This is a genomic window from Candidatus Competibacteraceae bacterium (assembly GCA_016699715.1).
In the GTDB taxonomy this organism is placed as follows: Bacteria; Pseudomonadota; Gammaproteobacteria; order Competibacterales; family Competibacteraceae; genus Competibacter.
Map to the genome: position 1 here is coordinate 2,749,705 of CP065007.1, position 21,000 is coordinate 2,770,704.

At 64.9% G+C, this 21,000-nt stretch carries 17 protein-coding genes; 5 read left to right on the plus strand and 12 right to left on the minus strand.

Annotated features, from left to right (window positions below; all coding sequences use genetic code 11):
• Position 1: 1 nt before the first annotated feature.
• Entirely contained in the window at positions 2–1,006 is a 1,005-nt protein-coding gene (gene epmB / locus IPM89_12365; protein ID QQS53653.1) for an EF-P beta-lysylation protein EpmB, read from the minus strand.
• Between the two features lie 46 nt (positions 1,007–1,052).
• Here epmB and efp point away from each other — a divergent pair, with 46 nt between their 5' ends.
• Positions 1,053–1,622, plus strand: a complete 570-nt coding sequence (gene efp, locus IPM89_12370; protein ID QQS53654.1) for an elongation factor P — start codon at positions 1,053–1,055, stop codon at positions 1,620–1,622.
• Positions 1,623–1,640: 18 nt separating this feature from the next.
• Positions 1,641–2,630: an EF-P lysine aminoacylase GenX gene (gene genX / locus IPM89_12375; protein QQS53655.1), complete on the plus strand. Its 990-nt coding sequence runs from the start codon at positions 1,641–1,643 to the stop codon at positions 2,628–2,630.
• Positions 2,631–2,638: 8 nt separating this feature from the next.
• On the opposite strand, the gene psd is transcribed toward genX, so the two are convergent.
• Both psd and IPM89_12385 read right to left on the minus strand, forming a co-directional pair.
• A complete protein-coding gene (psd, locus tag IPM89_12380) occupies positions 2,639–3,544 on the minus strand; it encodes a phosphatidylserine decarboxylase (protein ID QQS53656.1) in 906 nt (301 codons plus the stop codon).
• A 50-nt stretch (positions 3,545–3,594) separates the two neighbouring features.
• Positions 3,595–4,230 (minus strand): SCO family protein, encoded by a 636-nt coding sequence (locus IPM89_12385; protein QQS53657.1) that lies wholly within the window; start codon positions 4,228–4,230, stop codon positions 3,595–3,597.
• Positions 4,231–4,495: 265 nt separating this feature from the next.
• Between IPM89_12385 and prmB the strand changes: the two genes are divergently transcribed.
• From prmB to IPM89_12400, 3 genes are all read left to right on the plus strand, one after another.
• A complete protein-coding gene (prmB, locus tag IPM89_12390; protein ID QQS53658.1) occupies positions 4,496–5,401 on the plus strand; it encodes a 50S ribosomal protein L3 N(5)-glutamine methyltransferase in 906 nt (301 codons plus the stop codon).
• Between the two features lie 9 nt (positions 5,402–5,410).
• Entirely contained in the window at positions 5,411–6,793 is a 1,383-nt protein-coding gene (gene hemN / locus IPM89_12395; GenBank protein ID QQS53659.1) for an oxygen-independent coproporphyrinogen III oxidase, read from the plus strand.
• 280 nt (positions 6,794–7,073) lie between these two features.
• Positions 7,074–10,205: an EAL domain-containing protein gene (locus IPM89_12400; protein ID QQS53660.1), complete on the plus strand. Its 3,132-nt coding sequence runs from the start codon at positions 7,074–7,076 to the stop codon at positions 10,203–10,205.
• 13 nt (positions 10,206–10,218) lie between these two features.
• Here the strand turns inward: IPM89_12400 and truD are convergent, their stop codons facing one another.
• The 9 genes from truD to IPM89_12445 all read right to left on the minus strand — a co-directional run bounded on the left by truD (position 10,219) and on the right by IPM89_12445 (position 20,995).
• Positions 10,219–11,268, minus strand: a complete 1,050-nt coding sequence (gene truD, locus IPM89_12405) for a tRNA pseudouridine(13) synthase TruD (GenBank protein ID QQS53661.1) — start codon at positions 11,266–11,268, stop codon at positions 10,219–10,221.
• Positions 11,269–11,403: 135 nt separating this feature from the next.
• On the minus strand, positions 11,404–12,603 hold the full coding sequence (gene ispD, locus IPM89_12410) for a 2-C-methyl-D-erythritol 4-phosphate cytidylyltransferase (protein ID QQS55908.1): 1,200 nt from the start codon (positions 12,601–12,603) through the stop codon (positions 11,404–11,406).
• An 80-nt stretch (positions 12,604–12,683) separates the two neighbouring features.
• The gene (gene ftsB / locus IPM89_12415; protein ID QQS53662.1) at positions 12,684–13,022 is read right to left on the minus strand and encodes a cell division protein FtsB; all 339 of its coding nucleotides are present in this window, start codon (positions 13,020–13,022) and stop codon (positions 12,684–12,686) included.
• Between the two features lie 154 nt (positions 13,023–13,176).
• On the minus strand, positions 13,177–14,466 hold the full coding sequence (gene eno, locus IPM89_12420) for a phosphopyruvate hydratase (protein QQS53663.1): 1,290 nt from the start codon (positions 14,464–14,466) through the stop codon (positions 13,177–13,179).
• A 43-nt stretch (positions 14,467–14,509) separates the two neighbouring features.
• Complete coding sequence (kdsA, locus tag IPM89_12425) at positions 14,510–15,349, minus strand: 3-deoxy-8-phosphooctulonate synthase (protein QQS55909.1); 840 nt, start codon at positions 15,347–15,349, stop codon at positions 14,510–14,512.
• Positions 15,349–16,998 (minus strand): CTP synthase, encoded by a 1,650-nt coding sequence (locus IPM89_12430; protein QQS53664.1) that lies wholly within the window; start codon positions 16,996–16,998, stop codon positions 15,349–15,351. Before IPM89_12430 ends, kdsA begins: the two co-directional genes overlap by 1 nt.
• A 26-nt stretch (positions 16,999–17,024) precedes the next feature.
• Positions 17,025–18,446, minus strand: coding sequence for a tRNA lysidine(34) synthetase TilS (gene tilS / locus IPM89_12435; GenBank protein ID QQS53665.1), 1,422 nt, complete (start codon positions 18,444–18,446; stop codon positions 17,025–17,027).
• A 57-nt stretch (positions 18,447–18,503) separates the two neighbouring features.
• A complete protein-coding gene (accA, locus tag IPM89_12440; protein QQS53666.1) occupies positions 18,504–19,544 on the minus strand; it encodes an acetyl-CoA carboxylase carboxyl transferase subunit alpha in 1,041 nt (346 codons plus the stop codon).
• 17 nt (positions 19,545–19,561) lie between these two features.
• Positions 19,562–20,995, minus strand: coding sequence for a DegQ family serine endoprotease (locus tag IPM89_12445; protein ID QQS53667.1), 1,434 nt, complete (start codon positions 20,993–20,995; stop codon positions 19,562–19,564).
• Between the last annotated feature and the right edge of the window lie 5 nt (positions 20,996–21,000).

The following is a 21,000-nucleotide window of genomic DNA, read 5'->3' on the forward strand; positions in this document are numbered from 1 at the left end:
GTCATATCGGGGTCTTGGCCGGTTGCCCCGGCAGTTCCCGTACCAACCGGGGCACCAGATAGCCCGGCAATCGCTGGCGTAGTGATTCCATGATAGCCGATGCCTCGAGTTCCTTCACCTCGAAATGGGCCGCGCCGCGCACGCGGTCGAGCAGGTGCAGGTAGTAAGGCAGTACGCCGGCGGCGAACAGCGCCTCGCTCAAACCGGCCAACACCGCCGCCGAATCGTTGATCCCGCGCAGCAGCACCGCCTGATTCAGCAGGGTCACGCCGGCCGCCGCCAGCCGGCGCAGCGCCGCACGCACCGTTCCGTCGATTTCGCGCGGGTGATTGGCGTGAACGACCAATACCCGTTGCAGGCGGGTTTGGGCCAACACCGCCAGTAACCCGTCATCGACCCGTTCGGGCAATACGATGGGTTGCCGGCTGTGGATGCGCAAGCGTTCCAGATGAGGGATGCGGTCCAGTTCCGCCAGCAGCGCGCCCAGCCGCCGGTCGGACAGCGACAGCGGATCGCCGCCGCTGAGAATCGCCTCGCGCAGGCTGGGATCGCTGCGCAGATAGGCCAGCGCCGGTTGCCACCGGGTCGCGCCGGCCCCGGATTCGGTGTAGGGAAATTCGCGGCGAAAGCAGTAACGGCAATGCACCGCGCAAGCACCGGTGACCAGCAGCAGCGCCCGACCATGGTATTTGTGCAGCACGCCCGGCGCCGCCTGCGCCGCCTGGTCGCCGATCGGGTCGGCGCCAAAGCCCGGCGCCTCGGCCAGTTCCGCGCCCAGTGGCAACACCTGCCGCAGCAGCGGATCGGCGGGGTCGCCCTTGCGCATCCGCGCCACGAAACCGCGTGGCACCCGCAGCGGGAAACATGCCGACGCCGCCCGCGCCGCGGGTAGCAGGGCGGGATCGAGATCCAGCTCTCGCAGCAGCTCGGCCGGATCACCGATCGCCTGGGCCAACTCGCGCTGCCAGCGCGATGCCTGACGCGGGACCGGCTTTGCCGTTATCATATTTCGTTTTTGTAGCTCAATCACTCTAGCTGAAGGCAGGTTTTGCATGGCGACCTATAGTACCAATGAATTCAAGAGCGGGCTGAAGATCATGATGGACGGCGATCCCTGCGCCATCGTCGAGAACGAGTTCGTCAAACCCGGCAAGGGCCAGGCGTTCAACCGGGTCAAGATTCGCAACCTGAAGACCAATCGGGTGATCGAACGCACCTTCAAATCGGGCGACAGCGTTGAAGGCGCCGACGTGGTCGATGTGGATCTGCAATATCTGTACAACGACGGTGAATACTGGCACTTCATGGACCCGCAAAGCTACGAACAGTTGACCGCCGATGCCACCGCCGTGGGCGACGCCGCCAAGTGGCTGAAAGAGGAAGCGATCTGTCAGGTGACGCTGTGGAACGGTGTGCCGCTGAGCGTGGCGGCGCCCAATTTCGTGATTATGACCATCGTCGAAACCGACCCCGGCGTGCGCGGCGACACCTCGGGCGGTGGCGGCAAGCCGGCGACCCTGGAAACCGGCGCGGTGGTCCGGGTGCCGCTGTTCGTGCAAAGCGACGAAGTGATCAAGGTGGATACCCGTACCGGCGAGTACGTGTCACGGATTAAGGAATAAACGGCGGCGCGGTCTGACGTGGCACCGTCCCGTTGGCGGCCTGGCGCCGATCTGGCCACACTGCGTCTGCGGGCCGAATTGCTGGCGCGCATCCGGGCCTTCTTCGCGGCGCGCGGGGTGCTGGAGGTGGAAACGCCGGCGCTGTCGGCGGCGGCGATCAGCGATCCGCATTTACACAGCTTCGCCGCTCGCTACACCGGACCGGGGCCGCGCCACGGCCGGACCCTGTACCTGCACACCTCGCCGGAATTCCCGATGAAGCGGCTGCTGGCGGCGGGTAGCGGCTGCATCTACCAGATCGCCCGGGTGTTCCGCGACGGCGAGGTGGGCCGCCTGCACAACCCGGAGTTCACCCTGCTGGAATGGTATCGGGTTGCTTTCGATCACCACCGGCTGATGGATGAAGTCGCCGAGCTGGCGACCGAATTGCTGGCCGGGCGCGTGCCGCTGGCGGAACCGGAGCGCCTGAGCTATCGCGCGGCCTTCCAGCAGTCTTTGGATCTGGACCCGCACCGGGCCACGGTGACGGAACTGGCGGCGGGCGCGGAGCGGTTCGGAGTACCCATCCCGCCGGGGATGCCGACGGATGAAACCGATCCCTGGCTGGACTTGCTGTTGACCCACCGCATCGAACCGCGTCTGGGTGCGGGACGACTCACTTTTCTCTACGACTATCCCGCCTCACAGGCGGCGCTGGCGCGGCTGCGGCCGGGCGATTCACCGGTCGGCGAACGCTTCGAGTTGTATTTGAACGGTATCGAGCTGGCCAACGGTTTTCACGAACTGGGCGATGCCGGCGAGCAGCGCCGCCGCTTCGAGGCCGAAAACGCGGCGCGGCGGGCCGGGGGACAACCGGAAATGCCGGTCGATGAACATCTGCTGGCGGCACTCGCCGCCGGTTTGCCGGATTGCGCCGGCGTGGCGCTCGGTTTCGACCGGCTGGCAATGCTGGCGGCGGGCAAGCAATCGCTGGCGGAGGTGCTGGCGTTTCCGTTCGAGCGGGCTTGAAGATAGCCTCAAGCGTCCGACGCGGACCCCATGCCCAGCGATTGCCCCATCCGCACCGGCGTACCGGGCTGGATGGCGGATTCCCAGCGCACCGCGCCCGCGCCGAACAGCAGGATCACGGTCGAGCCCATGTTGAAGCGCCCCATCTCCGCGCCCTGGTCGAGCCGCACCGCGCCCGCGCCGTGCGGCGGATAGCTCCAGCGGCGGATGCTCGCACCCAGCGGCGGCGTGATCGCTCCGGCCCAGACCGTTTCGATCGAGGCTACGTTGATCGCCCCCACCAGCACCATCGCCATCGGCCCCGCCGAGGTGTCGAACAGCGCCACCACCCGTTCGTTGCGGGCGAACAGATTGGGCACCATCCGCGCGGTCAGCGGCGACACGCTGAACAGCGCGCCCGGTACATGCACCATTTCCCGCAACCGGCCGGCCAGCGGCATGTGGATGCGGTGATAGTCGCGCGGCGACAGATACAAGGTGGCGAAGGCACCCTCCTGAAATGGCCGTGCCCGCTCCGCGTCGCCGCCCAACAGCGCCGCCAGCGAAAAGCTTCGTCCCTTGGCCTGAAGCAGGTGGTCGGTTTGCGCGATACCGATCTGGCTGACCGCCCCGTCCACCGGACAGCACACCGCCCGATCGCCCGGCGTCAGCGGCCGGACCTCCGGCTTGAGCGCCCGGGTGAAAAAAGCGTTGAAATCGGGATAGGCCTGCGGGTCCGGGTCCAGCGCCTCGTCCAGATTGACGCCGAAGCGGCGGGCGAAGCCGCGGATCAGCGCATTCTTGAACCAGGGCACGCGGACCCGCGTGACCCGATAGGTTAGGCGGGTCAGCCAGCGCTGCGGCAACAGGTACTGTGGCAAGTTGCGAAGATGGTCGCCCAAGGTCGCGGGCGCGGCGGTGTCTGGATCGGACATGGCAATGATTTCGGAGGAGAAGGTGGGTCCAACGGAACCGACGCGGAATTTCAGGACGCGGCGGCGCGGATCGCGAGGAAATCCGTTGCCATCCGTTCGGGGTCCTGCGGCGGCGTGAAAATGGCGCGCAGTCGGCCTTGTGGGTCGATCAGGCTGATGGTCGAGGTATGGTCCATGGTGTAGTGCTCGGGGTCCTCCGGATTTTCCACCCGCTGGTAAAAAGCGTGCAGCGCCTTGAGCAACGGGCTTAGCGCTTCGGCCGAACCGGTCGCTCCCTGAAATTTCGGGTTGAAATAGCTGACGTATTCCCGCAGCCGCTCCGGCGTATCCCGCTGAGAGTCCACCGACACGAACAGATAGGCCACATCGCCATCGGCGCCCGCCGCCGCCAGTCGTCGCTGCAAACGGTTCAGATCGGTCAACGCGAGTGGACAGACATCCGGGCAATAGCTGTAGCCGAAATAAAGAAACGTCCAGTGACCGAGCAGATCGTCGCCGGTGAACGGCCGGCCGCTGTGATGGATCAAGTGAAATGCGGGGAGCGCTTGAGCGTCCGGCAGATAAATCCCGGCGATGTCCGGCGGCGGACTGGGAGAGCGTAACAACCGCTCGCCCAACACCCAGCCCAGCGTCAGCGCCAGACTGCCCACCAGCGCCACTCCGAGCAATTTTCCGCGACGGGTCATGATTTTTCACCTCGATGGTCGGTTGTAACGGTAGAATTCTATCAATCCCGCCCTGCCTACATTGAGGAAACTTCCGATGACGGCTCCAATCGATCCGGAAGATCCTGTTCCGCAAGCCATCGACAACCTGGCTCGACCCCCGACGGGTGGGAAGGCGTGGGGGGTTCCCTGCCCGGACGGCGGCTACAACATCATGGGTGGCTGAATACGTTCGCCCCGCTCTCCCGCCGGGAGAGAGGACCTTCAACTCCAAACTCGATTGCCGATGAGCGACCACGACGACGTTCCAACCCACTTGTACACGATCCGCGACCTGATCCGCTGGGGCGCCAGCCGCATGAACGAGGCTGACCTGCACTTCGGCCACGGCACCGACAATGCCATCGACGAAGCGGCGGCGCTGGTGCTGCATGCCCTGCATCTGCCGCCGGATTTACACGCCGAGTATTTTCAGTCGCGCCTGACACCGACCGAAAAACAGGCGGTGCTTCATCTGCTGCAACGGCGTATCACCGAGCGCAAGCCCGCCGCTTATCTGACCCAGCGCGCCTGGTTCATGGGTCTGCCGTTCTACGTGGATGAGCGGGTGCTGGTGCCGCGCTCGCCGCTGGCGGAGCTGATCGAGCGGCATTTCGCGCCGTGGCTGCCGGACAGCCGCGCGGTCGGCGGCATCCTGGATCTGGGCACGGGCAGTGGCTGCATCGGCCTCGCCTGCGCCTATGCTTTTCCAGACGCGCGGGTGGATTTGGCCGATATCTCGGCCGAGGCGCTGGAAGTAGCACGGCGCAACGTGGACGAACACGGGCTGGAAGATCAGGTCGAGGTGATTCAGTCCGATCTGTTTTCGGCGCTGAAGGGCCGCCATTACGACCTGATCATCAGCAACCCGCCCTATGTCGGCCTGGAAGAACTGGACAGCCTGCCGGCCGAATACCAGCACGAACCGCGACTGGGCCTGGTGGCCGGCGCGGAAGGCTTGGACGTGGTGGTGGAAATCCTGCGCCAGGCCGCTGACTACCTGAGCCGCGACGGCCTGCTGATCGTCGAGGTCGGTAACGCCCAGTACGCGCTGTGCGCGGCGCTCCCCGATGTACCGTTTACCTGGTTGGAATTCGAACATGGCGGGCAAGGGGTGTTTCTGTTGAACGCCGCGCAACTGCGCCGGCTGTAAGGGGCGTCCATGAACACCAACCTCGTTTTCGACCTCGCCTTGATCCGCAAATACGACAAGGCCGGACCGCGCTACACGTCCTACCCGACCGCCGTGCAGTTTCACGAGGGCTTCGGCGAAGCGGAGTATCGCGAGCAGGCCATTGCCAGCAACGCTAGTGGCCGGCCGCTGTCGCTGTACCTTCACATTCCGTTCTGCGATACCGTCTGCTTTTACTGCGCCTGCAACAAGATCGTCACCAAGAACCGCCGCCACACCGCGCCCTATCTGGATCATCTGCACCGGGAAATCGCCCTGCAGGGCGCGCTGTTCGACCAGTCCCGGCCGGTGACGCAACTGCATTGGGGCGGCGGTACGCCCACCTTCGTCAGCGCCGCCGAGATGCGGGAATTGATGCGGGTGACGGGCGAGCACTTCCACCTGCTGGACAACGACCGCGGTGAATATTCCATCGAAGTGGACCCGCGCGAGACCGATGACCGCACCATTGCCCTGTTGCGTGAGCTGGGATTCAACCGGCTGAGCCTGGGGGTGCAGGATTTCGATCCGCAAGTGCAACGGGCGGTCAACCGGCTTCAACCCCAAGAGATCACCTTCGCGACGATGGACGCCGCTCGGCGCGAGGGCTTCAAGTCGATCAGCGTGGATCTGATCTACGGCCTGCCGCACCAAAGCGCCGCCCGTTTCGGTCACACCGTGGACATCCTGATCGCTCGGGACCCCGACCGGATTTCGGTGTTCAATTACGCGCATCTGCCGGAGCTGTTCAAAACTCAGCGCCAGATCGACGTCAATGCCTTGCCGCCGCCGGCGGAGAAACTGGAGATCCTCAAGACCACCATCGAGCGACTCACCGCGGCGGGCTACGTTTACATCGGGATGGACCATTTCGCCAAGCCGGACGACGAGCTGGCGCGGGCGCAGCAGGCGGGTACGCTGTACCGCAATTTCCAGGGTTACAGCACCCATGCCGATTGCGATCTGATCGGCCTGGGCGTGACCTCCATCGGCATGGTCGGCGACAGCTACAGCCAGAACCACAAGACACTGGAGGCGTATTACGCCCGGATCGACGAGGGGCGGCTGGCGGTGTTCCGGGGGGTGGGACTGGAGGCCGACGACCGCTTGCGGCGAGCGGTGATCAGCGGCTTGATCTGCCACTTCAGCCTGGATTTTGCCGCCGTCGAGCAACGGTTCGGCGTCGCGTTCCGGGAGTATTTCGCGGTGGAGTTGGCGGATCTGAGCGAGCTGCAAGCGGACGGGCTACTGGAGCTGTCGGAAACCGGCATCCGGGTACTGCCGCCGGGCCGGTTGCTGATCCGCAATATCTGCATGGTGTTCGACCGGTATTTGCGCGCGCAACGGCAACAACGGTTTTCCAGGGTGATTTGAGCCGGAGTCCGGCTCGACTACTCGATGCCTTCCCATTACCCTCGCCATTCAAAAAGTGGGGCTCCGCGGTGCCACCACAAAACCATTGGGTTTGTCTGGAATCTAGCGGAACCCGTGGTATTTTCATGTGGATTTCGAGTCTAAAAGAGCCATGGGCGGTTCTGGCTTAAAGAAAGATCGAAGTAAAGTAAGCCAGATGCCTGGACTTCATGTGGCCCACCGAACCCATCGGAGGTTCACCCAACGGTAGATCCACCTGGTCGCGCCGGGAGCACTGACCATGAAGCAGCACAAAGATTCATTGCCCGAAGCTGCCGAACTGCGCCGTCGCGCGGAAGCGCGGCTGCGGCAGACCTTGCCTGACGCTGGCCCCCTGACCCGGCAAGCGGCCCTGCGGCTGCTGCACGAACTGCAAGTCCACCAGATCGAATTGGAAATACAGAACGAGGAACTGGCGCGGACGCGCGACCAGCTCGAACGCAGTCTGGAACGCTACGTCGATCTCTACGACTTCGCGCCGGTCGGCTACTTCACCCTGACCGACGACGGGACTATTCGCGAGCTCAACCTGACCGCCGCCACCCTGCTGGGCCAGGAACGCGCTCGCCTGATCGGCCGACGGCTGGGGGTGTTCGTGGCCGAAGGCAGCCGGCCGTGCTTTAAGGCCTTTCTCGGGCAGATCATGGCGGGAACGGGGGGAGAATCCTGCGAAGTTGCTCTCGCCGCCACTGGAGCACCACCGCGCTACCTGCATCTGCGCTGTGTCTGTAGCAAACCCTGCACGGATGGGCTGTGCCGCGTCTCGGCGCTGGACATCACCGAACGCCACCGGAGCGAAGAGGAAACGAGTGCCTCGCGCCGCTTCTGGCAGGCGACCCTGGATTCGCTGCCGTTCCATATCGCCATCCTGGACGAGCAGGGCGTCATCCTGGACGTCAACGCCGCCTGGAAGCGGTTTGCCGATGCCAACGATCTGAACAATTCCGATTACGGCCTGGGGCGGAACTATCTGGCCGTTTGCGACGCCGCGGCATCCTCGGACGTGGAAGCCGGCACGGTGGCGGTCGGCATTCGCGCCGTGCTGGCCGGGACGTCAGCCCTGTTTACCCTGGAATACCCCTGCCACACCCCCGACCACCAGCACTGGTTTTTGCTGCGCGTCACCCCGTTCGCCGGGGTCGAGCCGGCGCGGGTGGTGGTGACGCACTCCGATATCACCGAGCGCAAGCGGGTGGCGGAAGAATTGCGGCGCAGCGAGGCGCAATACCGGGAGATCATCGAAACTTCTCGGGATGGTTTCTGGATCGCCGATCGCCAGGGCCGCCTGCTGGAAGTGAACGAGGCGTACGCGCGCCAGTCGGGCTACAGTCGCGACGAACTTCGCGCGATGCACATTGCCGATCTGGATGTGAGCGAGAACCCCGAGGAGGTCGCCGCCCATGTCAAAAAGGCCATGCGGGAAGGCAGCGGCCTGTTTCAGACCCTGCACCGGGCCAAAAGTGGCCGAATCTGGCGGGCCGAGATCAATGTCGCCTGGTTTGCCGAAGGAGAGCGATTTTTCGTCTTCATCCGCGACCTCTACCGCCGGCAGCAGTCCGAAATGCTGCTCAAAGCCCGCCTGGAACTGTCCGAAATGGTCGCGACGGCCAGCCTGGACGATCTGCTGCGCACGGCGCTGGACAAGGCGGAACACTTCACTGGCAGCCAGATCAGCTTCTTCCATTTCGTCGATCCCGATCAGGACACCCTGACCCTGCAAACCTGGTCCAGTCACACCCTGAAAATATGCACCGCCACTGGCCAGGGGCTGCACTATCCGGTTAGCCAGGCCGGAGTCTGGGCTGACTGCCTGCGCCAGCGTCAGCCGGTCATTCACAATCACTATGCCGATTTGCCCAATCGGCACGGTCTGCCCGAGGGGCATGTCCCGCTGATCCGGGAACTGACCGTACCGGTCATCAGCGGCGGGCAGGTGGTGGCCCTGGTCGGTGTCGGCAACAAACCGGAGGACTACACCGATGCCGACGTGGAGGTGATGCGGCAGTTGACCGATCTGATGATGGATGTAGTCGAGCGCAAGCGGGCCGAAGAGCGGATCACGCATCTGGCCTATCACGACGCCCTCACCCAATTGCCCAATCGGGTGCTGCTGGCCGACCGCTTGCAGCAGGCCATGGCCCAGGCCCGGCGCGACCGGCAACGGCTGGCGGTGTGCTACCTGGACCTGGACGACTTCAAGCCCATCAACGACCGGTGGGGGCACGCCGTGGGGGATCGGGTGCTGATCGAGGTGGCCCAGCGCCTGAAGCAGTGCGTGCGCGGCGGCGACACGGTGGCGCGTTTGGGTGGCGACGAGTTCGTGCTGTTGCTGAGCGATCTGCGCGACGTGGAGGAATGCGAGCACGCCATCGACCGGGTGATGATGGCGTTGCAGGTTCCCTTTAGCGTAGCCGGCCAGCCGACCTTGCTCACCGCTAGTGTGGGGGTCACCCTGTATCCGGACGACAGTTCCGACCCCGACACGCTGCTCCGCCACGTCGATCAGGTCATGTATGCCGCCAAGCAGGTCGGCGGCAACCGCTATCAGTGGTTCGACGCCGAGCACGATCGCCGCGCCCGCGATTACCGCACGATCCTGCACTGGGTCGAGGCCGGGCTGACGGCCGGGGAATTCCGCCTGTATTACCAACCCAAAGTGGACATGCGCCGGGGCGCGGTGATCGGCGCCGAAGCGCTGATCCGCTGGCAGCACCCGGACGAGGGTCTGCTGCCGCCCGTGCGGTTTATGCCCGCCGTCGAAACCAGCCCTCTGGCGATTGCCGTCGGCCAGTGGGTGATGCGGGAGGCGCTGCGGCAGATGGCTGCCTGGGCGGCGCGGGGCCTGACGCTGCCGGTGAGCATCAACCTGTCCGGTCGCGACTTGCAGCAACCGGATTTTACCGCCCGGCTGCAAAAACTGCTGGCGGAATACCCGGAGGTGCCCCCGGACTGGCTCGAACTGGAAATCCTGGAGACGGCCGCCCTGGAAGACCTGAGCGTTGTTTCCACGCGTATCAGGGACTGCCAGGCGCTGGGTGTGCGTTTCGCGCTGGACGATTTCGGCACCGGCTACTCCTCTCTGACTTACCTGCGGCATTTGCCGGTGCAGTTGCTCAAGATCGATCAATCCTTCGTGCGCGACCTGCTGGCGGACACTGAGGCGCAGGCTATTGTCGAGGGCGTGATCGGTCTCTCCGCCGCTTTCCGGCGCGAAGTGATCGCCGAAGGCGTGGAAACCATCGCACACGGCCGCCAGTTGCTCGATCTGGGCTGCAACCTCGCCCAGGGCTACGGCATCGCCCGGCCGATGCCGCCGGAGCAGATCCCGGACTGGGTGGCCGGCTGGCGCCCGCCCGAGGCGTGGGTGGATTGAATACGATGAGGTGTCAACGCGCCTGGTCGACGTCCGGTTCGATCCATTCCCGCAGCACGGTGGTCGCGTAGGCGCCGGCCGGCAGACGGAAGCCGAGTACGGCGACGCCGGGGGCGGACCATTCCAGCGTCGCGTCCCGCACCATCAGCCGCAAGGCCCGTCGCTCCTGCTTCAGCCCCGCCGCCGCCAATCCGTCGCGAAAAAGGGGCAGCAGGGCGGCCACCGCCGTTTCCAGATCCCGCTCCGCGCCGGTGCTGAATAATTCCCCGATGCCCCACAGCGGGCCGGTCGGATGCAGGTCGAAAGCGGCGACCCGCTGGCGGATCGCGTCGTCCGCCTCCTCAATCGCGAAGATGCTGTGGCTGCCGGCCAGCATCAACACTTCACCGGGCATCGCCTGATTCCAGGTGCCCTCGATCACTCGCCGGGCCAGCACGGCGTTGAACAGCGCCGAGCGGGCGGCGGACAGATACAGCCCCCGTTGTTGGCGGTCACGCACCTTCTCTCGTTTCTCGAACATCGCTGCGGCCCGTTCCAGATTGCCGCCCTCCCTGCCGAAGCGTTGCTCGCCGAAATAGTTGGGGACGCCGGTCGCGGCGATGCGTTCGAAACGCGCCGCCAGTTCGGCCGGATCGCCGTCCAACTCGCGCACCACGATGCGAAAGGCGTTGCCGCGTAGAGCGCCGTGCCGCAGCTTGCGGGAATGGCGTGCCGCTTCGAGTACCGTAAAGTCGGGGTCGGGGTCGGTGCTCCAGTCCGGGTCGGCCTTGCCGGGCAGATGCACCGAGAACCATTGCTCGGTGACGGCGTGGCGGTCCTTCAATCCGGCGTAGCTTACCGCGCCCGGCGGCACGCCGGCTCGTCGCGCCAGTTGCCGGGCCACCCAGTCGGTGTTGGCGCCACGCTTGCGCACCCACAGCCAGATATGCTCGCCGGCGCCGTCCGGGGCGAAATCCAGTTCCTCGCGCACCTGAAAATCCTCGGGCGTGGCGCGCAGCCGCCCTCGCGCGTGGGGTTGGCCATAAGCGTGGGGAAGAGTGGCGGGACCGGAATCATCAAACATGGCGGTTGCGGCGAGGTGGTGGTCGTGGGAAGGAACGAATAGAGGCTTGAGCCCATTCGGGCAATCTGCTGGCGCGCATGGCGTCCTTCCGTTGCGGGCGCGGATTGGAGCGGATTGGAGCGGGCTGAGCGTCGCTTAAAACACCATCACCACCGCGTGAACGGCGATGCCCTCGCCGCGGCCGACATAGCCCAACCGCTCGGTGGTGGTGGCCTTGAGGTTGACCCGGCCCGGTTCGATGCGCAGGTCGGCGGCGATGTGCTCTCGCATGGCGGGAATGTGCGGAGCCATTTGGGGGGCTTGGGCAACGAGGGTGGCGTCCACATTACCGGCCGTCAGATGTTGTTCGCGCAGCAGCGCCGCCACCCGCCGCAGCAGAATCCGGCTATCGATGTTCTTGAACTCCGCGTTGCTATCGGGAAAGTGGCGGCCGATGTCGCCCAAGCCGGCCGCGCCCAGCAATGCATCGCACAGGGCATGCAGCAGCACGTCGCCATCGGAATGAGCGACCAGTCCACGAGCGTGTGGGATGCGGACCCCGCCCAGGGTAATGAACTCGCCTGGCCCGAAGGCGTGTACGTCGAAACCGTGACCGATGCGCGGGTGTCCAGGGTTTGAGGGCTGGGAGGCGGGAGGGGTATAGGGAGCAGGGGATTGTTCCGCGTCCTGTCCTCTGTCCTCCGCGCTCTGTTTTTTAGCGAGATAAAACTCGGCCAAAGCCAGATCCTCCGGTCGGGTGATTTTCAGGTTGTCCGCCCGACCCTCGATCAGCCGGGGGGAGAAACCGGCCGCCTCCAGCGCCGCTGCCTCGTCCGTTACCAGCAGGTCGCGAGCCAATGCCGCGCGCAGGGATGTGTGCAGCAGCTCCAGCCGGAACATTTGCGGGGTCAGCGCATGCCAAAGCCGTGACCGATCCACGGTGGTCGCCACTCGCCCGGCCTCGTCCGCCTGTTTCAGGGTGTCGCGCACCGGCGCGGCCAGCAAGCCGCCGACCGGATCATTCGCCAGCTCGTCCAACAGCCGGTCCAGATCCTGGTCGCTCAGGCAGGGGCGGGCGGCGTCGTGTACCAGGACCCAGTCGCTGGGATGCGCGTGCCCGCGCAGTGCCTCCAATCCGTTCAACACCGAATGGCAGCGTTCCGCGCCGCCCTCGGTCACCCACAACGGTTTGGCGGGCGCGAGATCCGCGGCCATCGCCGGCCACCATTCATCCTCGGCCCCGACCGCCACCACCAGGCCGGCAATGCGCGGGTGCCGCAGGAAAATATTCAGGGTGTGGGCGATGACCGAGCGGCCGGCCAGCGGCAGATATTGTTTGGGGATGGCCGAACCCATGCGTTTGCCGGCGCCGGCGGCGGGTATCAGCACCCAATACCGGGGAGCGGCCGAGGAGGGTCGGGATTTGGGATGTTGGCTCAATGCTGTCGCCCGGAAGAGGGTTTATCGGCGGGCGGGCTGGATGGATTCGGGGTCGCGTCCGGCGGCTGCTCAAGCAAGCGATAGAAGGTCTCGTCCTTGCGGATCATACCCATGTCGGAGCGCGCCCGCTCCTCGATGGCCATCAAACCGCGCTTCAGGTCTTCAACCTCGGCCGCCAGCGCGCTGTTGCGCTCGGCCAGCGCCGCGTTGTCCTCCTGTTGTACCTGGACGGCGATTTGCAGGGCGTGGGTTTGTCGGACGCCGTCTTCGGCGATCCATAACAGGTATTGTAGAAAGACCAGCACGGCGATGAGCGCCGCCACCAGGATCTGCATGATTCGGGAATCGTGAAAAGGGAAGTGGGATCTTGCGGCGCCGCTGGGGCGGATCGGTGCTTCCGCGCGCCCTCGGACCCCGTTGGGGCGAGGAAGCGCGGAAGCCGCTCCAGGCTCGAAGGATAAGGAGCCGGAGCAGCCGTTCAGGTTCCGCTCAGTCGCGGAACACGTTGAACGCGGCCTTGCCCGGATAGGTGGCGGCCGAACCCAGTTCTTCCTCGATCACCAGCAGCCGGTTGTACTTGGCGACTCGATCGGAGCGGCTGAGCGAGCCGGTCTTGATCTGGCTGGCGGCGGTGGCCACGGCCAGATCGGCGATGGTGCTGTCCTCGGTTTCGCCGGAGCGGTGCGAGGCGATCGAAGTGTAACCGGCGGCGGCGGCCATGTTGATCGCCGCCAGGGTCTCGGTCAGGGTGCCGATCTGGTTGACCTTGATCAGGATCGAGTTGGCGATGTTCTCGTCGATGCCACGCTTGAGGATCGAGGTGTTGGTCACGAACAGGTCGTCGCCAACCAGTTGCACCTTCTTACCCAGCACCTGAGTCAGATAGGCCCAGCCGGCCCAATCGGACTCGTCCAGACCGTCCTCGATGGAGACGATGGGATAACGATTGACCCAATCCGCCAGTTTGTCGGAGAACTCGTTGGCGGTGAAGGATTTGCCTTCCGCTTCCAGCACGTACTTGCCGTCCTTGTAGAACTCGGAGCTGGCGCAGTCCAGGGCGATGTACAGATCCTTGCCTGGGGTGTAGCCGGCCTGGCGAATGGCTTCCATCACCACGTCCAGCGCGGCTTCGTTGGACGGCAGGTTGGGCGCGAAACCGCCCTCGTCGCCGACCGCCGTGTTCATGCCCTGCTTCTTCAGCACGGCTTTCAGCGCATGGAACACTTCCGCGCCCCAGCGCAGGGCTTCGCGGAAGCTGGGCGCGCCGACCGGCATGATCATGAATTCCTGCATGTCCACGCTGTTGTCGGCATGGGCGCCGCCGTTGAGGATGTTCATCATCGGCACCGGCAGCTGGTAGGGGCCGGTGGGATTCAGATATTTATACAGCGGAATGCCTTTCTCGGCGGCGACGGCGTGGGCGGTGGCCATCGACACGCCCAGCAGGGCATTGGCGCCCAGGCGGCTCTTGGTGGGCGTGCCGTCCAGGTCGATCATCTTCTGATCGACGGCGGCCTGGTTATCGGCCGCTTCCATGCCGACCAGGGCCGCGCTCAGTTCGCCGTTGACGTTGGCGACCGCCTTGAGCACGCCTTTGCCCAGATAGCGGCTCTTGTCGCCATCGCGTAGTTCCAGCGCCTCGCGGCTACCGGTGGAGGCGCCGGAGGGGACGCCAGCCGTGCCTTTGGCGCCGGATTCCAGCACCACATCGACGGCCACGGTCGGATTGCCGCGCGAATCGAGAATCTCGCGCCCATGAACCGATTTGATTTTCGACATCGGTAAAACTCCTCTGGTTGGGTGTGCGTTGAAGATTGAAGGGTTAAAAGCTCAGCTCGGTTTCCAGGAAACCCTGCCGCTTGACCAACGCATCCAGGGCTTGCAGCGCGATCAGTAAAGGTTCCATCCGGTCCAGCGGCCAGGCGTTGGGACCGTCGCTCAGCGCCCGATCCGGGTCGGGATGGGTTTCCATGAATAATCCAGCGATGCCGACCGCCACCGCCGCCCGCGCCAGCACCGGCACGAATTCGCGCTGGCCGCCGGAAACGGTGCCCTGACCGCCCGGCAATTGCACCGAATGGGTGGCATCGAACACCACCGGGCAGCCGGTGGCGCGCATCACCGTCAGGGCGCGCATGTCGGACACCAGGTTATTGTAGCCAAAGGAAGCGCCACGTTCGCAGACCATGATGTGGTCGTTGCCGGCGATGCGTGCCTTGGCGACCACGTTGCGCATGTCCCAGGGGGCGAGAAACTGGCCCTTTTTGATGTTGACCGGCTTGCCCTGGCGGGCGACGTTCTGGATGAAATCGGTCTGCCGGCACAAGAAAGCCGGCGTTTGCAACACGTCCACCACGGCCGCGACTTCCGCCAGCGGGGTGTATTCGTGCACATCGGTCAGCACCGGCACGCCGATTTGACGCTTGACCGTATCCAGGATCTTCAGTCCCTCCGCCAGACCGGGGCCGCGATGGCTCTGGTGCGAGGAGCGGTTGGCTTTGTCGAACGAAGATTTATAGATGAATGGAATGCCCAGTCGATCGGCGATCTCCTTCAGCCGGCCGGCGGTATCCAGGGCCAGTTGCTCGGATTCGATCACGCAGGGGCCGGCGATCAGGAACAGCGGTCGATCCAGGCCGACCTCGAAACCGCAGAGTTTCATCACGAGCGATTTGCCTCCTGGCGGTGCCGGCATTGCCGGAGCGCGGCCTCGATAAACCCCTGGAACAGCGGGTGGCCGGTGCGCGGGGTGGAGGTGAATTCCGGATGGAACTGGCAGCCGAGAAACCAGGGATGGTCGGGCAGTTCGATCATTTCCACCAGCCGCTCGTCCAGTGAATGACCACAGAAGGCCAGGCCGGCGGCATGCAGCGATTCGCGGTAGTGGTTGTTGAATTCGTAGCGGTGGCGGTGGCGCTCGGTGATCACGTCCTTGCCGTACAGGATGCGGGCCAGCGAGTTGGGCGCCAACCGGCAGGGCTGCGCGCCCAGGCGCATGCTGCCGCCAAGATCGTCGTTTTCCCGGCGCTGCTGGACGGTACCGTCTTCGTCGATCCATTCGGTGATCAGGGCGATGACCGGATGCGGGGTGTCCTTGCGGAATTCGGTACTGTGCGCGCCCTCCAGTCCGGCGGCGTGGCGGGCGAACTCGATCACCGCTACTTGCATACCGAGGCAGATGCCCAGGTAGGGAATCCGCCGCTCGCGGGCGTGGCGCACCGCGGCGATCTTGCCTTCGATACCGCGCTCGCCGAAACCGCCCGGCACCAGGATGGCATCCATTCCGGCCAGGCAGGCCAAACCGTCCCGCTCGATCTGTTCGGAGTCGATGTAATGAATGTTGACCTGGGTGCGGGTCTGGATGCCCGCATGCAACAGGGCTTCGTTCAGCGATTTGTAGGCGTCGGTCAGATCCACGTATTTGCCGACCATGGCGACGTTCACCGTGGCGGCCGGGTTCTCGATCGCGTGCACCACTCGTTCCCAGTCGGCCAGTTGGGCGGGGGGCAGGTCGGTCAGATGCAGCTTGCGGGCGACGATATCGTCTAACCCCTGGGCGTGCAGCAGCAGCGGAATCCGGTAGATGGTGTCGGCGTCGGGGACGTTGATGACCGCCTTGGGTTCGACGTTGGTGAACAGCGCGATCTTGCGGCGTTCTCCGGCCGGCACTTCCCGATCCGAACGACACAGTAGGATGTCGGGCTGAATGCCGATGGAGCGCAGTTCCTTAACCGAGTGCTGGGTCGGCTTGGTCTTGAGTTCGCCGGAAGATTTGATGTAGGGCACCAGGGTCAGGTGGATGAACAGCGAACGCTCGCGGCCCAGTTCCACGCCCATCTGGCGGATGGCTTCCAGAAAGGGGAGCGATTCGATGTCGCCCACCGTGCCGCCGATTTCGATCAGGGCGATGTCGGCCTCGCCGGCGCCCAGACGAATGCAGCGCTTGATCTCGTCGGTGATGTGCGGGATCACCTGCACCGTGCCGCCGAGATAATCGCCGCGCCGTTCCTTGCGGATCACGTTCTCGTAGATGCGCCCGGTGGTGAAGTTATTGCGCCGGGTGGCGGTCATGCAGGCAAAGCGCTCGTAATGACCCAGATCGAGATCGGTTTCGGCGCCGTCGCTGGTCACGAACACCTCGCCGTGCTGGAACGGGCTCATGGTGCCGGGATCGACATTGATGTAGGGGTCGAGCTTGATCAGGGTGACCTTGAGTCCCCGGGCTTCCAGCACCGCCGCCAGCGAGGCGGCGGCGATGCCTTTACCCAGGGAGGACACCACGCCGCCGGTGATGAAAATGAATCGGGTCATGCGGAAATAGGGGGTGGTGAGAGACGCTACAAGATACCAAAGCCTGTCGCCGATGGCGACTGCAAAACGGGCAGGAGGCCAGGCTCACCGGGTCCGGCGGCGGCTTCGGCGGCAATACCCAGCCCGACGACCGCCAACAGGCTCTGGTTCCCTCCTCCTTCGCGGGGCAATGTGGGCGTGGAGGGGAGATAGATCAGCGGCAAGCGAGCCCGCTCCCACGGGGGAATGCCGGCGTCTTGCAGGAGTTTCTTTAATTCCTGGCTGTGGTGACGTCCGGCCGGCCGGAACCGTTCGCCGCCTTGCCGGAATCGGATAGTGAGCGCGATCCCGGCCAGTGTCTCGGAACGCAGTCCCTCGCCGAAGGTCATCCGCAGCCGCAGCGTTCCCAATCCCGGTAGATCCAGTGGCGGATAATTGTGGGTTCCGTGCCGCCAGACGAAGATTTGTCGCGCGTCGTGCGCGATTCGCGGCGGCAGGGCATACAGCGTATCCCGGTAGCGCCGCACTTCGCCGCCGGGCCACTGGATGCACGGTTGCCGGTCGCGGGCGGCGGTTAAGGCATCGTGGAGAATGTGCCGCAGTTGCCGCGCATCGGGAACCGGCAGGCCGAGTTGTCGCAACCAGCGTCGCAGCGTGTTGCGTTGACGCGGTTCACTCAGTTCGCGCAAGGCCGGAATATGCAGCGCGTCGGGACGCGGGGTAGCGGCGCGGGCGAGGTCGGCGTCGGCGTCGGCGTCCAGCCAGTCGGCGGTTTCGGCGCACCACTGGGCGGAACGGGCCAGATTGCGGCTGACCGCCGGCCAGCGTTCCCGCAACAGCGGCAGAATCCGCTGGCGCAGGTAGTTGCGGTCGAAACGGGCATCCTGGTTGCTATCGTCCTCGATCCAGCGCAAACCGTGTTCGAGAGCGTAGGCCCGCAGATTGGCGCGATCCACGTCCAGCCAGGGGCGCAGCAGCCAACCCTGCCCGAGCCGGCTGGCGACCGGCATCGCCGCCAGGCCGTGCGGACCAGCGCCACGCAGCAGTTGCAGCAACAGGGTTTCGGCCTGATCGTCGCGATGGTGGGCGGTCAGCAGGGCGGCATCCGCTCTCAGTTCGGCGGCCAGGGCGGTGTAGCGGGCGCGGCGAGCGGCGGCTTCGGGGCTTTCTCCCGGCGCGGGCCGGGCGTCGATCCTCAGTACCCGGAACGGGATGTCCAGTTCGCGGCAGATATGGGCGCAATGTTCGCCCCAGGCGGCGGATGCGGCTTGCAAGCCGTGATCGACGTACACCGCCGCCAGCGTCCGTTCCGGCCAGCAATGACGATGGGTTGCCAGCAGGTGCAACAGCGCATGGGAATCCAGGCCGCCGCTGTAAGCGACGATCAGATGGCGGGTGCATGGGTAGGCGTCGCGCAGCGCGGTAACACTATCCAGTAGACCGGCAAAGCCGGGACAGGCGCCGTTCATCGGACGGAACCGCCGGTCGGAGTTCGGTGGGAGCAGTGAGTGGATGGAGATCCGGGATTATCCCTCCCCGGCCTTGTCCTTCCCCAGCAGGGCGGCCACGCTGCTTTGCCAGGTCGATTGCAGCGAGAGGGCCGGCGCGGCTTCCTTAAACACCCCGTAGGCCATCAACCGCTGGTAACGCTGTTCCAGCAAGTCATCCATGGATAGTGCGTCCAGTTCCAACAGATTCGCCCGCAGCGCGGCCCGTACATACTCCGCCATCTGCGCCATATCGCGGTGCGCGCCGCCGGGCGGCTCGGGAATGATGGCGTCGATCAGCTTGAGTTTATGCAGCTTGTCGGCGGTCAGGCCCATGGCCTCGGCGGCGTCGGGAGCCTTGTCGGCGCTTTTCCACAGAATCGCCGCGCAGCCTTCCGGTGAGATCACCGAGTAGGTGCTGTATTGCAGCATCAGCACCCGGTCGCCGACCCCGACCGCCAGCGCCCCGCCGGAGCCGCCTTCGCCGATCACCACGCAGATCACCGGCGTTCGCAGCCGGCTCATCTCGAACAGGTTGCGGGCGATGGCCTCGCTCTGCCCGCGCTCCTCGGCGCCGATGCCGGGATAGGCGCCCGGCGTGTCGATGAAGGTCAATACCGGCAACCGGAAGCGCTCGGCCAGCTTCATCAGCCGCAGCGCCTTGCGATAGCCTTCCGGGCGCGGCATGCCGAAGTTGCGGTAAATTTTCTCCTTGGTATCGCGGCCCTTCTGATGGCCGATCACCAGCACCGGCCGACCATCCAGCCGCGCCAGTCCACCGACGAGGGCACGATCATCGGCGAAGGCGCGATCACCGTGTAGCTCCTGAAAGTCGGTGAACAGCCGTTCCACATAGTCCAGGGTGTAGGGCCGCAGCGGATGGCGGGCGATTTGCGAGATCTGCCATGGCGTCAGGCTGGCGAAGATGGAGTCGGTGAGCGCCTTGCTCTTGGCCTCCAGCCGGGCGATCTCGTCGTGAATATTGAGATCCTGCTCGGCGCTGAGATGCCGCAGCTCCTTGAGCATCGCCTCCAGCTCGGCGATGGGTCGTTCGAAGTCCAGACAATTGTTCGGGTTCATCGATGTCCTTTCGAGGATCAGCCCTGCTCGGGCATGCGTATGGCCAGATACAGCGATTCGTTGTCCCGCCGCACCAGTACCGGCACCGCCTTGCCCTTGGGCAGTTCCTTGACCAGTTCCACGAACTGGCTGGCGCTTTTGACCGGCGTGTAATCGACTTCCAGGACGATGTCGTCCGGATACAGGCCGGCGTTCGCGGCCGGGCCTTCGTCGAGCGTGGTGACCAGCACACCCCCCTCATCCGCGCCCAGGCCACGGCGCTGTTCGTTGCTCAGATCGGCAACGGTGATTTTCAGCAGCGGATCGCTGTATTCATCCATGGTGGAAACGGTTTCCTCGGTCACCGCTTCCAAGCGGGCGATGGTGGCCTTGATTTCCAGCGGCTCGCCGTTGCGCAGAATCGACATGGCCACGGTTTTGCCAACTGGAGTCACGCCGATCATTCGCGGCAGTTGCGAGGACTCCTCCACCGGTTCGCCGCCGTAGCGCAGAATGACGTCGCCCTGCTTGAAGCCGGCGCTGGCGGCTGGACTGTCCGGCAGGATCTGCGCGACCAGCGCCCCGCGCGGCCGATCCAGCTTGAACGCGTCGGCCAGATCGTTGTTGACCGCTTGTAGCAGTACGCCCAACCAGCCGCGGGTCACCTCGCCGGTGGATTTAATCTGTTCGACCACCTGCATCGCCAGCTTGATGGGGATGGCGAACGACAGGCCCATGTAACCGCCGGAGCTACTGTAGATCTGTGAGTTGATCCCAATCACCTCGCCGCGCAAGTTGAACAGCGGGCCGCCGGAGCTGCCGGGGTTGACCGCGACGTCGCTTTGGATGAACGGTACGTAGGTGCCGCTGGGCAGGTTGCGACCGATCGCGCTGACGATGCCCTGGGTGGCGGTGTGCTCCAGGCCGAAGGGCGAGCCGATGGCCAGCACCCATTCACCGACTTCCAGCGCGTCGGAATCGCCGATTTTCACGGCCGGCAGCTCCTCGCCATCGATTTTCAGCAGGGCGACGTCGGTCATTTCGTCCACGCCGATCAGCTTGGCCGGTCGCTCTCGCTGATCGCTGAGCCGGACGATGATCTTGTCGGCGTCCTGGGCAACGTGGGCATTGGTCAGGATATAGCCGTCGGACGAGAGGATGAACCCCGAGCCCAGCGAGTTGGCCTGGTGCTCGCTGGGCAATTCCGGGCGATCCTGAAAGAAGCGCTTGAAAAACTCCAGATAGGGATTATCGCCACCCGGTTGTCCCGGTAGGCCGGGGATGCGGGTGGTGCTCTTTCGGCTGGGGGTCTGGGTGGTGCTGATGTTGACGACGGTCGGCTCGTTCTGTTTGACCAGCTTGCGAAAGTCCGGCGGAGAGGCCTCGGCGGCGGTGCGGGCCGGCGCGACAGTCGCCCAGCACAGGGACAGCGCAAGCAGCACGAATGAGAACAGGTGGCGAGAGTGGCTCATGGTGG

Bases quoted from the DNA above. Each gene is read 5' to 3' on its own strand.
- tilS (QQS53665.1), bottom strand. From the start codon at position 18,446: ATGAACGGCGCCTGTCCCGGCTTTGCCGGTCTACTGGATAGTGTTACC.
- eno (QQS53663.1), bottom strand. From the start codon at position 14,466: ATGTCGAAAATCAAATCGGTTCATGGGCGCGAGATTCTCGATTCGCGC.
- IPM89_12430 (QQS53664.1), bottom strand. From the start codon at position 16,998: ATGACCCGATTCATTTTCATCACCGGCGGCGTGGTGTCCTCCCTGGGT.
- epmB (QQS53653.1), bottom strand. From the start codon at position 1,006: ATGATAACGGCAAAGCCGGTCCCGCGTCAGGCATCGCGCTGGCAGCGC.
- truD (QQS53661.1), bottom strand. From the start codon at position 11,268: ATGTTTGATGATTCCGGTCCCGCCACTCTTCCCCACGCTTATGGCCAA.
- efp (QQS53654.1), top strand. From the start codon at position 1,053: ATGGCGACCTATAGTACCAATGAATTCAAGAGCGGGCTGAAGATCATG.
- ftsB (QQS53662.1), bottom strand. From the start codon at position 13,022: ATGCAGATCCTGGTGGCGGCGCTCATCGCCGTGCTGGTCTTTCTACAA.
- psd (QQS53656.1), bottom strand. From the start codon at position 3,544: ATGTCCGATCCAGACACCGCCGCGCCCGCGACCTTGGGCGACCATCTT.
- IPM89_12385 (QQS53657.1), bottom strand. From the start codon at position 4,230: ATGACCCGTCGCGGAAAATTGCTCGGAGTGGCGCTGGTGGGCAGTCTG.
- accA (QQS53666.1), bottom strand. From the start codon at position 19,544: ATGAACCCGAACAATTGTCTGGACTTCGAACGACCCATCGCCGAGCTG.
- prmB (QQS53658.1), top strand. From the start codon at position 4,496: ATGAGCGACCACGACGACGTTCCAACCCACTTGTACACGATCCGCGAC.
- IPM89_12445 (QQS53667.1), bottom strand. From the start codon at position 20,995: ATGAGCCACTCTCGCCACCTGTTCTCATTCGTGCTGCTTGCGCTGTCC.
- IPM89_12400 (QQS53660.1), top strand. From the start codon at position 7,074: ATGAAGCAGCACAAAGATTCATTGCCCGAAGCTGCCGAACTGCGCCGT.
- hemN (QQS53659.1), top strand. From the start codon at position 5,411: ATGAACACCAACCTCGTTTTCGACCTCGCCTTGATCCGCAAATACGAC.
- ispD (QQS55908.1), bottom strand. From the start codon at position 12,603: ATGGGTTCGGCCATCCCCAAACAATATCTGCCGCTGGCCGGCCGCTCG.
- kdsA (QQS55909.1), bottom strand. From the start codon at position 15,349: ATGAAACTCTGCGGTTTCGAGGTCGGCCTGGATCGACCGCTGTTCCTG.